Annotated in this window: 12 protein-coding genes; 4 read left to right on the plus strand and 8 right to left on the minus strand. The window is 46.6% G+C overall.

Going from position 1 to position 15549, the window contains the following annotated elements:
• Positions 1–68 precede the first annotated feature (68 nt).
• From glnG to glnA, 4 genes are all read right to left on the minus strand, one after another.
• Positions 69–1472 carry a nitrogen regulation protein NR(I) gene (gene glnG / locus MSG35_RS19265; RefSeq protein WP_017059224.1) on the minus strand — a complete coding sequence of 468 codons (1404 nt, stop codon included), beginning with the start codon at positions 1470–1472 and terminating at the stop codon, positions 69–71.
• 121 nt (positions 1473–1593) lie between these two features.
• Positions 1594–2670, minus strand: coding sequence for a nitrogen regulation protein NR(II) (gene glnL, locus MSG35_RS19270; protein ID WP_019826501.1), 1077 nt, complete (start codon positions 2668–2670; stop codon positions 1594–1596).
• Between the two features lie 168 nt (positions 2671–2838).
• Positions 2839–3402 (minus strand): DUF4124 domain-containing protein, encoded by a 564-nt coding sequence (locus MSG35_RS19275; protein ID WP_248384784.1) that lies wholly within the window; start codon positions 3400–3402, stop codon positions 2839–2841.
• Positions 3403–3627: 225 nt separating this feature from the next.
• Complete coding sequence (gene glnA, locus MSG35_RS19280) at positions 3628–5037, minus strand: glutamate--ammonia ligase (protein WP_019826498.1); 1410 nt, start codon at positions 5035–5037, stop codon at positions 3628–3630.
• Between the two features lie 562 nt (positions 5038–5599).
• Between glnA and typA the strand changes: the two genes are divergently transcribed.
• On the plus strand, positions 5600–7435 hold the full coding sequence (gene typA / locus MSG35_RS19285) for a translational GTPase TypA (protein WP_017059220.1): 1836 nt from the start codon (positions 5600–5602) through the stop codon (positions 7433–7435).
• Positions 7436–7842: 407 nt separating this feature from the next.
• Here typA and MSG35_RS19290 read toward each other — a convergent pair whose 3' ends face one another.
• Both MSG35_RS19290 and MSG35_RS19295 read right to left on the minus strand, forming a co-directional pair.
• Complete coding sequence (locus MSG35_RS19290) at positions 7843–8373, minus strand: AAA family ATPase (protein ID WP_248384785.1); 531 nt, start codon at positions 8371–8373, stop codon at positions 7843–7845.
• Between the two features lie 31 nt (positions 8374–8404).
• Positions 8405–9046: a DUF2959 domain-containing protein gene (locus MSG35_RS19295; RefSeq protein WP_248384786.1), complete on the minus strand. Its 642-nt coding sequence runs from the start codon at positions 9044–9046 to the stop codon at positions 8405–8407.
• Positions 9047–9251: 205 nt separating this feature from the next.
• Here MSG35_RS19295 and MSG35_RS19300 point away from each other — a divergent pair, with 205 nt between their 5' ends.
• Genes MSG35_RS19300 through MSG35_RS19310 form a run of 3 tightly spaced genes read left to right on the plus strand, consistent with a single transcriptional unit; the run spans position 9252 to position 11551 of the window.
• The gene (locus tag MSG35_RS19300; protein WP_081090265.1) at positions 9252–10193 is read left to right on the plus strand and encodes a virulence factor BrkB family protein; all 942 of its coding nucleotides are present in this window, start codon (positions 9252–9254) and stop codon (positions 10191–10193) included.
• Entirely contained in the window at positions 10165–10599 is a 435-nt protein-coding gene (dtd, locus tag MSG35_RS19305) for a D-aminoacyl-tRNA deacylase (protein ID WP_004735590.1), read from the plus strand. Before MSG35_RS19300 ends, dtd begins: the two co-directional genes overlap by 29 nt.
• A 16-nt stretch (positions 10600–10615) precedes the next feature.
• Positions 10616–11551, plus strand: coding sequence for a bifunctional GNAT family N-acetyltransferase/hotdog fold thioesterase (locus MSG35_RS19310; RefSeq protein ID WP_017065806.1), 936 nt, complete (start codon positions 10616–10618; stop codon positions 11549–11551).
• Positions 11552–11591: 40 nt separating this feature from the next.
• Here MSG35_RS19310 and MSG35_RS19315 read toward each other — a convergent pair whose 3' ends face one another.
• Together MSG35_RS19315 and pckA are read right to left on the minus strand one after the other, a co-directional pair.
• Entirely contained in the window at positions 11592–13562 is a 1971-nt protein-coding gene (locus MSG35_RS19315) for an AsmA family protein (protein WP_248384787.1), read from the minus strand.
• A gap of 154 nt (positions 13563–13716) precedes the next feature.
• Positions 13717–15342, minus strand: a complete 1626-nt coding sequence (gene pckA / locus MSG35_RS19320) for a phosphoenolpyruvate carboxykinase (ATP) (protein ID WP_086971648.1) — start codon at positions 15340–15342, stop codon at positions 13717–13719.
• Positions 15343–15549 lie beyond the last annotated feature (207 nt).

Raw genomic sequence — 15549 nt, forward strand, 5'->3', positions numbered from 1 at the left:
CCGACACTATTCAAACCAAGCGACACTTTTTTGGTTAAAAAGTAGCTGCATCGAGAGTCATATAAGGTCTAGTACAGTTCTTTGAGTTTACGAGTTAGGGTGTTTCTTCCCCATCCCAAAACCTTAGCTGCATCCTGTTTATGACCATTAGTATGGTGGAGTGCAGCCTCTAGCAGTATACGTTCAAACTCTGGCAGAGCATAAGTCAGCAGCTCTTTTTCTCCTGAATCAAGCGCACACTTTGCCCAATTAGCGAGCAGCTGTTGCCAGTTATCTCCAGTTCCTGAGGTTGTCACCACCTTTTCTTCCAACAGCTCTGGTGGCAGGTCCGAAGGAAGAATTTCGCTGCCGCTCGCCATCACGGTAAGCCAGCGACAAATGTTCTCAAGCTGACGCACGTTACCCGGCCAATTGAGCTGGTTGAGCTTCAAAATGGTCTCAGGATGTAGCGTCTTCACTTCAACACCGAGCTCTTCGGCGGCGGATGCTAGGAAGTGATGAGTCAGCTTTTCAATGTCTTGTTTACGTTCACGAAGTGCCGGTATATGGATTCGGATAACGTTGAGTCGGTGGAAAAGGTCTTCACGGAAGTCGCCTTCATGCACCAAACGCTCAAGATCTTGGTGGGTTGCGGCAACGATACGAACGTCAACCTTAACCGCAGAGTGTCCACCCACACGATAAAATTGGCCATCAGAAAGCACACGTAGCAAGCGAGTCTGAATATCGAGTGGCATGTCGCCGATCTCATCAAGAAACAGGGTGCCGCCGTTGGCTTGTTCGAAGCGTCCTTGGCGAACGCTGTTAGCACCGGTAAAGGCACCTTTTTCGTGGCCAAACAGTTCAGATTCGATCAGATCTTTGGGGATAGCAGCCATGTTCAAGGCAATGAAAGGCTTCTTGGCTCTTGGGCTGTGACGATGCAGAGCGTGAGCGACCAATTCTTTACCGGTACCCGATTCACCATTGATCAGCACGGATATGGATGAGCGAGACAAGCGGCCAATCGCTCGGAAAACCTCCTGCATTGCCGGTGCTTCACCGATGATTTCTGGCGCGTTGGTGTCTTCAGCGACTTCACTGGCTTGCTCGCGTTTCTGTTCTTGGCTGTGTGCGATTGCTCGCTCTACTAGAGTCAGTGTCTCATCAATATCGAACGGCTTTGGTAGATATTCAAAGGCGCCCTTTTGATAAGCATTCACCGCCGCATCAAGGTCTGAGTGCGCGGTCATAATGATCACGGGCAGGTCGGGAGAGCGCTGGTGAACTTGGTGTAACAGCTCAATCCCGTCAATGCCGGGCATGCGAATATCAGACACCAATACGTCCGGTGTCTCACGCTCAAGCGCAAGTAACACGCTCTCAGCATCAGCAAATGTTTCACACTTAATATCCGCAGATGAAAGTGTTTTCTCTACTACCCAGCGGATAGAGCTGTCGTCATCGACGACCCAAACGTATCCCTTACTCATAATTCAATTCCTTTGCAGCCAAATCTATTGTGATAATCATTGTTGTTTTTATGATGTCTTAATCTTTGTGTTACCGAGTTAAGCCTTTCATCTCGCTGTCCAATCACGAGGTTCTTGTGACCTAAATCGGTAGGTAAATCGTGAATGTGGTGTTGCCCGGCCAGCTTTCAACATCAATTTTCCCATTGTGTTGATCGATCAGGTTTTGAGAAATCGATAGCCCCAGCCCTGTTCCACCTTCTCGTCCGCTGACCATTGGGTAAAACAAGGTATCTTTTAAATCATCGGGGATGCCCGGACCGTTATCGCTGATCTCAATACGAGCTGCGAGTTTGTGTCGCTGCCCGTGAATATTTGCTTGATGCACCGTTCTGGTGCGAATGGTGATTTTGCCAGAATCTTGAGTCTTTAGAATCTGCGCTGCATTGCTCACGATATTGAGCATCGCTTGTTCAACCTGTGCCGAATCCATCAAGATGTCCGGTAGGCTCGGGTCGTAATCCCTTTCGATGGCGAGCGTTGAACCCGATTCGAGCTCTACGAGCTGCCTGACTTTCTCAAGTATCTGGTGAAGGTTCTCTTCTGATTTAGTCCCCGGCTTCTGTGGGCCAAGCAGACGGTCGACTAATGCTCTTAAGCGGTCGGCTTGCTCAATAATGATCTGCGTATATTCATTAAGAGACTGATCAGGAAGCATTTTCCCAAGTAACTGCGCCGCACCTCTTAAGCCACCTAGTGGATTTTTGATCTCATGTGCTAACCCGCGTACCAGCAACTTAGCCGCTTGTTGTTGTGCATGTTGGTTGAGCTCTTGGCTAAGGCGTCTTTGCTGGTCTATCTTGCGCATCTCAACCAATAACAGCGTCTCTCGCTGCCAAGATATTGGGCTAACCGTGACTTCAAGCATCAGTGGGCGGTTATCAACAACGAAGGTAACGTCACTGTCGGTAATGCTCTGGCCACTTTGTAGCGGTTGGGTCAGAAGCGCCAAATCAAGTGAAGCGTGTTGGATAAGTTGGCTCAGTGGATGATCAACAATGCGTCGCGCGCTTTGTGAAAAGAGTTGTTCAGCCGCCGGATTGGCGTATCGCACATAGAGTTGCTCATCGAGCATCAATGTCGAAGTCACCATATTGTCGAGAATGGCGCTGGAAAGATGATGTGTATCTATGCTGTCGCTTTTGGCTGATCGATTCACTATTTCGTCCTTGAACTGGTGTTTTTCTCACTGCACCAAATTGGTGCGCAGCTAAGTTCAAGTATGGCGCATATCAACCAGAAGCTAAAGATAATTCATTAGAGTCGCTGAAAGCTGCTTCGATTAGGTGAAAAGTAGAGGTTATTTGGCCTCTTTTAACACATTGGCCTACTTGAGCGTCGCTCGATGTAAATACACGGTGACTGGACTAGTAGATGCAATAAGCTTGCCGCTTCTATGTGCTTGAATTGCAATGGTGTGAGTACCTCGATCGATACCTTTTAATTCCCAAATAGGTTGGGTCTGTGGGGCGCCATATCGACGGCCATCGAGTATCAATTGTAATTGCTCCCCGATACCAAGTTTTCGGTTGAGCTCTATCTGAATCGGGATTAAGCCGCGGTTGTTGCGAATGGTTTGATCATGAACTGGAGTCAGCATGGTGAGGGCTAATTGAGTGGGAACCTCGCGCTCTGTGGTTTCGGTTTCTGCCTGGGTTTTAGCTGGCGTTTTAGTTGTAGAGGAAGTAGCGGCGTCAACCGGAGTCGAGGCCTCAAATTTAGGGGCGGGTGCTGAAGCTTGCACATCTGGCAGGCGAAGAGCCTCGGCATCTTGAGCACTAGGGTTATCACTAAAGTGGAGCACGCCATCTTCATCTACCCAGGTATACACCGTTTGAGCAGAGCACGAGAGCGTGACTGTTAACCCGATCAGGAACAGTATGTTTTTCATATCTTTAGCCTCTTTTCACCGCTAGGTAATTTCACGTTTGGCGTTGGTTTTGTTATCGGTTTTTTTGAATTTAGCGCGACAGCCTCTGAGGGCTTTTGTCTAAGGTATGGTACGAGGAAGCAGGGGGAGGGAGAATATAAAAAAGGCCCGCCTGCGAGGCGAGCCTAATATTTAGTCAGCGATTCTTACAAGTTTCAGTAAGAAATGGCTTATCTCTACAGGAGATTAAACTGAGTAGTACAGTTCAAACTCAAGTGGGTGTGTAGCCATGTTCACGCGTTGTACGTCGTCAGATTTCAGAGTGATGTAAGAATCGATGAAATCGTCAGAGAATACGCCGCCAGCTGTTAGGAACTCACGGTCTTCGCTAAGCGCTGCTAGAGCTTCTTGTAGAGATTCTGCAACTGTTGGGATTTCAGCTGCTTCTTCTGCAGGAAGGTCGTATAGATCTTTATCCATAGCTTCGCCTGGGTGAATCTTGTTCTTGATGCCGTCAAGGCCAGCCATAAGCATTGCTGAGTAGCATAGGTATGGGTTAGCTGCTGGGTCACCAAAACGTAGCTCGATACGACGTGCTTTAGGGCTTGGTACTACTGGGATACGGATAGAAGCAGAACGGTTACGTGCTGAGTAAGCAAGCATTACAGGTGCTTCGAAACCAGGTACAAGACGCTTGTACGAGTTAGTTGATGGGTTAGCAAACGCGTTGATTGCACGAGCGTGCTTGATTACACCACCGATGTAGTAAAGAGCCATTTCAGATAGGCCGCCGTACTTATCACCAGCAAACAGGTTAACGCCGTCTTTTGCTAGAGATTGGTGAACGTGCATACCAGAACCGTTGTCACCAACTAGTGGCTTAGGCATGAATGTCGCTGTTTTACCAAATGCGTGAGCAACGTTGTGTACAACGTACTTGTAGATTTGAGTTTCATCAGCTTTCGCTGTTAGCGTGTTGAAGCGAGTTGCGATTTCGTTTTGACCCGCAGTTGCTACTTCGTGGTGGTGAGCTTCAACAACTAGGCCCATCTCTTCCATTACTAGACACATTGCTGAACGGATGTCTTGAGATGAATCTACTGGAGCTACTGGGAAGTAACCGCCTTTAACGCCAGGACGGTGACCTTTGTTACCGCCTTCGATGTCAGAACCTGTGTTCCAAGCTGCTTCTACGTCATCGATCTTGAAGAAAGAACCAGACATGTCGTTTGAGAACTTAACGTCATCAAATAGGAAGAATTCTGGCTCTGGACCAACTAGAACTGTGTCTGCGATACCTGTAGAACGTAGGTACTCTTCAGAACGTTTAGCGATAGAGCGTGGGTCACGGTCGTAGCCTTGCATTGTTGCAGGCTCAAGGATGTCACAACGGATATTTAGCGTTGCGTCTTCTGTGAATGGGTCCAGTACAGCAGATGCTGCGTCTGGCATCATTACCATGTCAGATTCGTTAATGCCTTTCCAACCAGCTACTGAAGAGCCGTCAAACATTTTGCCTTCTTCGAAGAAGTCTGCATCAACTTGGTGAGAAGGAATAGAGATATGCTGCTCTTTACCTTTTGTATCAGTAAAACGTAAGTCGATAAATTTAACTTCGTTCTCTTGGATCAGGGATAGTACATTTTCTACTGACATCTTGGATAACCTCCAGTGTTATTAATTCGGTATTAGCTCGATTCGGTTGAAACTAGCATTGATTAATGTCTATAAGTGCATTAATCGATGCTGATTTATCTATTGCCAAAAACGTGCCAAAAAAATTATTCCATTAATTTCAATGATTTACTTGTTTTGTGGTTTTGCTTAATCTGGTTTTTGCACCAAAATGATCTCTAGTTGCACCTTGTTGGTGCAGTGGTTTGTCTATGCACCAATATGAGACATAAGCGAGCACCATTCAGCAATGAATTGCCTAAGTTGTCAATCCACTTTTGTTATTTTGCGGGAGATTTGGCTCGCCACTCGCAGGTGATACTTTTTTAGAGTCCTACGAATTTGGCTGCTCAACACTGTACTGAATCAAAGTTAAGCGGATATGAATCGCTAATAAAGAAAAAAGCCTTGGTTCAGATCACATATTTCTGGGTTTTTGTCTAGAATCTGGTATATTATTGACCGTTTTTTAAATCAAGCTAGCGGTTATTATCCAAACTTTTGAGATAAGTGACGGCTACTTTTATGAGTGAATCGAGAATCCATGTCTACTCCACAGATTGATAAGTTAAGAAATATCGCGATCATCGCGCACGTTGACCACGGTAAAACGACTTTGGTTGATAAACTGCTACAACAGTCAGGCACTCTTGAGTCTCGTGGTGAAGCTGAAGAGCGTGTCATGGATTCGAATGACATCGAAAAAGAGCGTGGCATTACCATTCTTGCTAAGAACACAGCAATCAACTGGAATGATTACCGCATCAACATCGTAGATACTCCGGGACACGCGGACTTCGGTGGTGAAGTTGAGCGTATCATGTCTATGGTTGACTCTGTTCTGCTTATCGTTGACGCAGTTGATGGCCCAATGCCTCAAACTCGTTTCGTAACGCAAAAAGCATTCGCACACGGTCTTAAGCCAATCGTTGTAATCAACAAGATTGACCGCCCAGGCGCTCGTCCTGATTGGGTTATGGATCAAGTATTCGACCTTTTCGACAACCTAGGTGCTACTGATGAGCAACTAGACTTCACAGTTGTTTACGCTTCAGCTCTAAACGGTTGGGCAACAATGACTGAAGGCGAAACTGGCGAGAACATGGAACCATTGTTCCAAGCTGTTGTTGATACAGTAGACGCGCCTGCAGTTGACCTTGACGGTCCACTACAAATGCAAATTTCGCAACTTGATTACAGCTCTTACGTAGGTGTTATCGGTGTTGCTCGTGTTACTCGTGGTTCTGTTAAACCAAACCAACAAGTAACTATCGTAAATGCAGAAGGCAAAAAACGTAACGGTAAAGTAGGTACAGTTCTTGGTTACCTAGGTCTTGACCGTCACGAAGTTGAGCAAGCTAACGCTGGCGACATCATTGCAATCACTGGTCTTGGTGAGCTGAAAATTTCAGACACTATCTGTGACGTAAACAATGTTGAAGCAATGACTCCGCTTTCTGTTGATGAACCAACAGTAACAATGACGTTCCAAGTAAACACTTCTCCGTTCGCGGGTAAAGAAGGTAAGTTCGTTACTTCTCGTAACATCCTTGAGCGTCTAGAGAAAGAACTAGTACACAACGTTGCACTACGTGTTGAAGAAACTGATAACCCAGATCGTTTCCGTGTTTCAGGTCGTGGTGAGCTTCACCTATCTATCCTGATCGAAAACATGCGTCGTGAAGGCTTCGAGCTAGCTGTATCTCGTCCAGAAGTTATCATCAAGAAAGACGAAGATGGCAACCTAACTGAACCGTTTGAAACTGTGACTATCGACGTGCTTGAAGAGCACCAAGGTGGCATCATGGAAAACATCGGTCTACGTAAAGGTGAGCTAACTGATATGTCTCCAGATGGCAAAGGCCGTGTTCGCATGGACTTCATGATGCCTTCTCGTGGTCTTATCGGTTTCCAAACTGAGTTCCTAACTCTAACGTCTGGTTCTGGTCTTCTTTACCACTCATTTGATCACTACGGTCCTCACAAAGGCGGCGTAATCGGTCAACGTAACAACGGTGTTCTAATCTCGAACGCAACTGGTAAAGCTCTGACTTACGCACTATTCAACCTACAAGAACGTGGTCGTCTATTTGCTGAGCACGCAGACGAAGTATACGAAGGTCAAATCATCGGTATTCACAACCGTTCAAACGACCTAACAGTAAACTGTCTGAAAGGTAAGCAGCTAACGAACGTTCGTGCATCTGGTACTGATGAAGCACAGGTTCTTTCGCCACCTATCCGTCACACTCTAGAGCAAGCTCTTGAGTTCATCGACGAAGACGAACTAGTAGAAGTAACGCCAGTAAGCATTCGTATCCGTAAGAAGCTTCTTACTGAAAACGAACGTAAGCGTGCAGCACGTCCAGCTAAGGCTTAATTGCCAGCTGACTAGCTTCTAGCTAAGTAGATAAGAAAGCCCCGAGTAGCCTAGCTGCTCGGGGCTTTTGTTTTTAGTTTGTTTAGATTCGAGTAAACGAGATGCGGGATACGAAGAGCGTATTTAGGCTGGAGATAGTCAGCCACTAAGAGGGTGACTATCTTTGGTACCCGTTCTCTTTTATCCATTTCCTGTCATCGAATCGTCATTCCAGAATTGAGGAACGAAATATCTGGAATCTTTCTCTTACGGCATCCAAGGGGTTCCCATTCATGCACGTACCTCGCTGTAGGGAATGACGGCAGTTTGTTTAGATACGGGTAACCGAGATGCGAGATGCGAAGAGCGTGTTCCATATCTACTCATCGAATCGTCATTCCAGAATCGAGGGACGAGATATCTGGAATCTAGCTTTTGATTCCTAGATGACTTTCAACGAATTGAACTCGCTCAGCTACCGACATAAACGGCACTTCAACCACCTCACAACCAAGTTCTTGATAGACTGTTACTAACGCGTGGTGAATCTCTAGCGCTTCCTCAAACGGATAAGGTCTCACATCATCTTGTACATAAATTGAAGCTTCAGGGCGACAGAACAAGACTTGTGAGTGGTAGCCTAGGCTCGCTTCTCGGTAGGTTGTGTTTATCTCTAGTTTCGCCTGAGCCAAGTAGCCACAGATATCTGGAATGGCGCGATCGAGAAAGGCAACTGGATGCTGACGGGCTTGGTCTTTTTGTTCGCTCATGACGGTTAAACATAGGCGAGCAAAGCCCGGAAGGTCTAACCAAGGCAAGATACCGTTCTCAAGTTGGCTCTGCTGTTCGATTAACTGGCGAGAGGACTCTGCGAAGGTGGGGTAACCCGCATCACCCAAGGCATTGATCAGTGTGGTTTTTCCGGCGCCAGGGCCGCCAGTAATAATGATTGGGTTCATACGGGCTTATCTTTATTTGTGTCTACGGGCGTTATTTTTGGTTCAACTGAGCTAGGAACTTATCCGATTCGGCGATCGCAGCATTCATCTGTTCTATTGCGTAGGCGATGTCTTTTTCTAAGCTCATAAACTCGCCCTGCAGTGAACCGACAGCGCTCGCATTGAGGTTGTGCTTCAAGTAAAGCGTATTGTCGCGAAGGGTATTGAGCACGGGATCCATTTTCTTCTCGGCGCGCTTCATTGCTGACAGCATGGTCTTGTAAGAGGATTGAGTCTCGCGCAGCTTTTGCTCGCTTGAGCGGCGCAGTGAGTCACTGGTGTAGAGATCTAATTCACTCTGCCACTCTTCAAACAGCGCATCCGACACATCTTCAATCGCAGCAATGCGATCACTGACATTTTGCGCGGCTTTCTCGCTGTCTTGGTATTTATCGTTGATTTGGTTGTACATGTCTTCAAGGTCGCCGCCACTGAAATTAGTCAGGCTACTTAAGGCTTCAAGTGCGCTAGTAAACTCTTCCTGAGCATCCTGCTGCGACTCTTTAGCGTCTTCCACTCTATCGATCATAATGTCACGCTTGTGGTAACCCACTTGCTCCATTGCGGAGTAATAAGCTGACTGGCATCCAGTAAGAGTAAAAATAGAGAGGACTATAACTATTAAATAAGGCATCCTAGTTTCCTATAGTTAAATAATATCAATCGTAGTAAATAACTGCTCAACCTAGCTTGTTAAAACACTCGATAACTTCGTTAGAATTTTTGATTGTAGAATAACTACTTATCGAAAAATCCTGCCTCGTTCTCAAGCCTTTTTCCTGCGCTATTTTTGAACATTTTCTTACTGTGATTGATATGTCGGAATATTAATTAGGACTATGAACGAGTTACAAGGGAGTTACAAGTTGAAGATAAAAAAGGTCGCCACACTCAGTATTCAGTTTTCTCGCTATCTTTTGGCGCGAATGACGCACGATAGAGTCAATGTGAATGCGGGATACTTGGCGTACATTACTTTGCTCTCGATCGTACCGATGCTGACGGTTCTGCTCTCTATCTTGTCGTCATTCTCCATCTTTGCTGATGTTGGTATCGTCATTCAAAACTTCGTTATTACCAACTTTGTTCCCGCGTCTGGGGATGCCGTACACGGTGCCTTGTTAGAGTTCGTTGCCAATACCGGAAAAATGACGGCGGTGGGCAGTGTGTTCTTATTCATTGCAGCGCTGATGCTGATCTCGAATATTGATAAGAACTTAAACTACATCTGGCGTGTCGACGAGAAGCGACGTGCGGTGCTGTCTTTTTCTATGTACTGGATGGTGCTCACGCTTGGACCTATTTTAGTTGGGGCGAGCATTGCAGCCACTTCTTATGTGACATCATTGAGCTTGCTGCAAAACGAGGTGGTGTCTGGCGCCTTTAATACCGTGATTCGTAAACTTCCTTTGATTCTCTCTTTCTTTGCGTTTTTCGGTCTGTATCTGTTGGTTCCCAACAAAAAGATACACTTTTCTCATGCGGCTGCTGGTTCTCTAGTGGCGGCTCTGTTGTTCGAACTCAGTAAGAAAGGCTTCGCGGCTTACATTACTCAATTCCCTTCTTACCAGTTGATTTATGGTGCATTAGCGGCGATTCCAATTCTTTTTGTGTGGGTTTATTTGTGCTGGTTGATTGTGCTGGTGGGTGCTGAGGTGACCGCTGCATTGGGTGAGCAGGAAAAGTGGAGTGACTCGAAAGAAATGGTACACTCGTCGGATAAAGACAAAATCACAGAGCAAGGAAACAACAGTGATAGCACTGATCCAGAGAGTAAGTGAAGCTGCCGTCCGTGTTGATGGCGAAGTAGTTGGTGAGATTGAGCAAGGCTTATTGGTTCTGTTAGGCGTAGAAAAAGGTGATGACGAAGCCAAAGCCAAACGTTTGATGGAACGAGTGACCACTTATCGTGTCTTTGGAGATGAAGACGATAAAATGAACCTCAACGTGAAGCAGGTAGAAGGTAAGGTATTAGTGGTGTCTCAATTCACTCTGCCGGCCGATACCAAGAAAGGGACTCGAGCAGGGTTCTCTCGTGGTGCTCACCCAGAAGATGCTGAGCGTCTTTACAACTATTTCTCTGACCAGTGTGAATCAGTGTTGCCAACGGAACGTGGCCGATTCGCTGCCGACATGAAAGTGTCTTTGGTTAATGATGGCCCAGTGACATTCTGGCTGCAGGTTTAGGCTTAAAGGAATAAGCATGTTTAAACTCATAACACCAACCACCGAAAATCAGCTAAACAAGTATTACCATTTTCGTTGGCAAATGCTCCGTGAACCTTGGCGAATGCCGGTAGGTTCTGAGCGCGATGAATATGACCCAATGAGCCACCATCGCATGATTGTTGATGGTCGTGGTCGCCCGATGGCGATTGGTCGTCTGTATATCACCCCAGATCTGGAAGGTCAGATCCGCTATATGGCGGTGAAGAAATCTCGCCAAAGTAAAGGCATGGGCTCGTTGATTCTAGTCGCACTTGAGTCATTGGCTCGCCAAGAGGGTGCTAAGCGCTTGGTGTGTAATGCACGTGAAGATGCGATCTCATTTTATGAGAAGAATGAATTTGAACGTCGCGGTGAGATTAACGATCAACGTGGCCCTGTGCGTCACCAACAGATGGTTAAGCATCTTGACCCAATGGCAGACGTTCTGCGTAAGCCTGAGTGGTGTAATGAGCTTCAGCAGCGCTGGGAACATCAGATCCCGATCAGTGACAAGATGGGCATCAAGATCAACCAATACACGGGTTACCAATTTGAGTGTAGTGCTCAGCTGAATCCTAACTTGAACCCGCATAATACCATGTTTGCAGGCTCTGCCTTTACCTTAGCGACCTTAACTGGTTGGGGGATGACTTGGTTATTGATGAAAGAACGCGGGCTGACCGGTGATATCGTGCTGGCAGACAGTAATATTCGTTATCGTCACCCGGTTGAGCAAAACCCTGTTGCCTCTACTTCATTGGATGGGATCAGTGGTGACTTGGACCGCCTTGCGTCAGGAAGAAAGGCACGTATCATCATTCACGTGACCATTCATAGCGGCGATGTGGAAGCGGTAGAGTTTACGGGAACCTATATGCTGATCCCTGACTACAAAAAGCGATTATCAACAGACTCCAACGTAAACGTATAGCTGACACTGGTTAACAGATACAGATTAAAGATACAAGGCGCTACTCCTGTGGAGTGGCGCTTTTTTGTTGGCAGTCGTTAATCTCCGAATACTCAGCTTGGGTGAGCTTTCCTGAGATTTGATGGCATGGGTCCGATAGGGTAATCGAGAGGGTGTGTTGCTCGGCTTTAAGCAAGTCGAGTTCTCCAGAAGCCTCGCCATTGAGCGTTTGAACCCTTTGTTCGCCTTGCTCTGCTGCTGATGCACCAATAATGTGCATCGGTTCGAGAGTGAAGCGCCCACGGTCAAAATGCGCATTAAGCTCTGGAATTTCAAACACGTTATCAGTCGATGTTTCAGAAAGCTTGTCATTAAAGGTCATCACACCTTGGCGAACGCTGCCAGTGAGTTGCCCTGTGGTTGAGTAACCGAGCATCAGAGAGTCGCCATATAAACCTGCGGCTTGAAGTTCAAACTCGCCATACCCGGTTGCATCGAGCGGTAATTCAAGTTGCTGCAGCATCGGCGCAATGGGTAACCCATCGGCAGATATATCTAAGCTCCATGGCTTGCTAATTTGGTTAAAGTCGAGTGTCGCATTGGCTTCAATGTAGCCATTTCTGAGAGGTGCAAACAGACGTGTCAGCGTCCATTTCCCTTGTTCGCTATTCATTTCAACCACAGGCTGTGCGCTGAGAATATTTTGGTAGCTGGCATCATTGGCGCTCGCCATCAGCTTCCCTTGCCACAAACCTAGCTTTCTATCTTGCAGCAGTTGAACTTGATGACCCTCGACATGTAATCCTGAGACCTGCCAGTAAGGTTGTTGTGCGAGTTGGATGAGTTGACTGCGTTCTATGTTAAGTCGGCTAACCTCGATGCTCTGGAGTTGTGTGAGCCAAGGGATTAGGCGAGTAGCAGGGAGGTTTTTATCTTGGCTTTCAGTAATCCATTTTATGCCTTGCAGGTCGAGTTGCGCTAATTCAATGCTGCTAGGTGTTATTTCGCCATTGAGTTGCACAGTGCCCTGCAGGAATTGAGTATAGAAATCCTCAATCAGAATCTGGTTTGCTTCTAGGTTGAGCTTGAGGCTTGGCCCGATGAACATGTCATCATCAATGGTCACTCCTTCAGCTTGCAGAGAGAAAATGGCTTTCTGTTGCTTCCACAGTTCAAAGGGTAGTTGGATATTTTCTAACGAGGCATCAAAGGCTGCGAGATGGCCACCTTTCCACTCTACATCGCTACGCAGAATATCTAGGCTGTTGATGTGGTTAATCTGAATACCTGCCACATCCCACTCTTTGCTTAGTAGGCTTTGGGTTTGCTGCTGATTGAGTCGTAAGCCATCGATGGTCACATTCACTAACGACCAATCTTGCTGATATTGCTCTGCTTGTCCGGAAATCTTAGCGCCACGCCAGTCAAACGAAGTACCATAAAGGGTGCTGTCACTCGGCTTGAGGTCCAGGTCAATCAACAGGTTATCGAATGCTTCACCTTGCCAATATAACTGCGAGGCTGAAAGTTGGGTTTTGCCATAAGGTAGCAGTGAGTTTTGGTTATCCCACACGGGGCCGGCGATCTGAAGGTTGATGCCTCGTGCATTAAAGTCTGGAGTCGAAAAGTCGAGATTGTTGATGGCCAGCTGGTGGAGCTTGATGTTTGGCTGGGTAAATAAAGATGTCAGTGTTCTTAGATCGTCTGCTTCTAATTGCAGGCCACTGATCAAAACAGATTCAAAGACCAGTTTGGCCTCTGTTATCGAGCTGGGGCTGAACCAAAGATCGATCTTGTCGATATACAGAGGTGCCTGTTTTTCAGGTTGGCTTTGGGTAATGCCCATTAAGGTGATGTGATAAGGCGCCTGATACTCAACATCTTCAATGAGTACAGGTTGTTCAATCGTATGTTTGATAAAAAAGTTAGCAACATCCGCACGGTATTGGGTCTGCAGGCTTAATAGCAGCGCTGCGATAGTTGCAACGGCGATAGCCAACACAATGCCGAACACCATGAATACCTTTTTCATTCCCTGAAAGCCTTAAATTTCAATAGTCTCAAAACAGAGTGGAACAAAAAGGGGCAAGCAGCAACAAAAAAGCCCCTCAAAAGAGGGGCTTGCTACAAAAATATCACTTTAAATTGGGCGTTCGCTTTTGGCTAAGCCCGAGCAGATGGTTGGGTTAGTCCAGTTGAGGGCCAGCCGCAACCAGTGATTTACCTTCAGCGTTGTCAGTGTACTTATCAAAGTTGTTGATGAAGCGCTCTGCTAGATCTTTCGCTTTGCTTTCCCATTGTAGAGGGTCAGTGTACGTATCGCGTGGGTCAAGGATCGCTGGGTCAACATCGTGTAGCGCTAGTGGCACTTCTAGGTTAAACATAGGGATAACTTTAGTATCAGCGTTGTCGATTGAGCCATCTAGGATAGCGTCGATGATGCCGCGAGTATCTTGGATAGAGATACGTTTACCAGTACCGTTCCAACCTGTGTTCACTAGGTAAGCTTCAGCGCCAGCCGCTTCCATACGCTTCACAAGCACTTCAGCGTACTGAGTTGGGTGAAGAGTTAAGAATGCCGCACCAAATGCCGCAGAGAACGTTGGCGTTGGCTCAGTAATACCACGCTCAGTGCCCGCTAGTTTTGCAGTGAAGCCAGATAGGAAGTGGTACTTCGTTTGTTCTGGAGTCAGTTTAGAAACGGGTGGCAGTACACCGAATGCATCAGCAGTCAGGAAGATAACCTTTTGAGCGTGACCGGCTTTTGATACTGGTTTAACGATGTTATCGATGTGGTGAATCGGGTAAGAAACACGAGTGTTCTCAGTTTTTGAACCGTCATCAAAGTCGATAGAGCCATCGCCACGAACCGTTACGTTTTCTAGTAGTGCATCGCGACGGATTGCATTGTAGATTTCTGGTTCTGCTTCTTTAGATAGACGAATAGTCTTAGCGTAACAACCACCTTCGAAGTTGAAGATACCATCGTCATCCCAACCGTGCTCATCATCACCGATTAGTTCACGCTTAGGATCGGTTGATAGAGTTGTTTTACCTGTACCAGATAGGCCGAAGAAGATGGCTACATCGCCCTTCTCGCCTACGTTTGCACTACAGTGCATTGAAGCGATACCTTGCAGAGGAAGTAGGTAGTTCATCATTGCGAACATGCCTTTCTTCATCTCACCGCCGTACCAAGTACCACCGATGATTTGAACGCGCTCTGTTAGGTTGAAAGCAACGAAGTTTTCAGAGTTTAGACCCTGCTTTTCCCAGTTAGGGTTGGTTGTTTTAGCACCGTTCATTACCACAAAATCAGGTTCGAACGTTGCTAGCTCTTCGTCAGTTGGACGAATGAACATGTTTTTAACGAAGTGCGCTTGCCACGCTACTTCAGTGATAATACGTACGCTTAGGCGCGTATCAGGGTTAGCACCACAATAACCGTCGATGACAAACAGGCGCTTGCCAGATAGCTGAGTTGTCACAAGCTCTTTCAGCTCATTCCATACTTCAGTTGTAATCGGTTTGTTGTCATTTTTGCCTTGATCTGACCACCACATGGTATCGCGGGTCGTGTCATCTTTAACAATGTACTTATCTTTTGGTGAGCGGCCAGTAAAGATACCAGTGTCTACCGCAACAGAGCCTAGTTCCGTTACTACGCCTTTTTCGTAGCCTTCCAAACCTGGCAGTGTTTCTTCAACGAATAACTGCTCGTAGCTAGGATTACGAAGAACTTCAGTAACGCCAGTCAGTCCGTGCTTAGTTAGATCAATTTGTGCAGCCTTTGTATGTTCCATAACGGTCATAGGTGCTCCTTGTAGGATATTTTGTAGGGATTTTGTATTAATTTTTTATTGTTATCTGCTCACCATGCTAGCAACGAGACTCGGGGGAAACAGGGATACAGCTCAAAAAATATCCATATTAACCATAGGGTTTTAAGCGCCTCGTCACATATTGGCCCAACTAGTCTATCCTGTACGCAAACCTTTGCGCTAGGGGCGAGAACATTA

Origin of the sequence: Vibrio sp. 1CM23M (genome assembly GCF_023161755.1) — a bacterium.
GTDB classification, from domain to species: domain Bacteria; phylum Pseudomonadota; class Gammaproteobacteria; order Enterobacterales; family Vibrionaceae; genus Vibrio; species Vibrio coralliirubri.

Coding starts and splice junctions, on each gene's coding strand:
- pckA (WP_086971648.1), bottom strand. CDS start 15,342: ATGACCGTTATGGAACATACAAAGGCTGCACAAATTGATCTAACTAAG.
- typA (WP_017059220.1), top strand. CDS start 5,600: ATGTCTACTCCACAGATTGATAAGTTAAGAAATATCGCGATCATCGCG.
- MSG35_RS19290 (WP_248384785.1), bottom strand. CDS start 8,373: ATGAACCCAATCATTATTACTGGCGGCCCTGGCGCCGGAAAAACCACA.
- glnA (WP_019826498.1), bottom strand. CDS start 5,037: ATGTCAGTAGAAAATGTACTATCCCTGATCCAAGAGAACGAAGTTAAA.
- MSG35_RS19300 (WP_081090265.1), top strand. CDS start 9,252: ATGAACGAGTTACAAGGGAGTTACAAGTTGAAGATAAAAAAGGTCGCC.
- MSG35_RS19275 (WP_248384784.1), bottom strand. CDS start 3,402: ATGAAAAACATACTGTTCCTGATCGGGTTAACAGTCACGCTCTCGTGC.
- MSG35_RS19310 (WP_017065806.1), top strand. CDS start 10,616: ATGTTTAAACTCATAACACCAACCACCGAAAATCAGCTAAACAAGTAT.
- glnG (WP_017059224.1), bottom strand. CDS start 1,472: ATGAGTAAGGGATACGTTTGGGTCGTCGATGACGACAGCTCTATCCGC.
- MSG35_RS19315 (WP_248384787.1), bottom strand. CDS start 13,562: ATGAAAAAGGTATTCATGGTGTTCGGCATTGTGTTGGCTATCGCCGTT.
- MSG35_RS19295 (WP_248384786.1), bottom strand. CDS start 9,046: ATGCCTTATTTAATAGTTATAGTCCTCTCTATTTTTACTCTTACTGGA.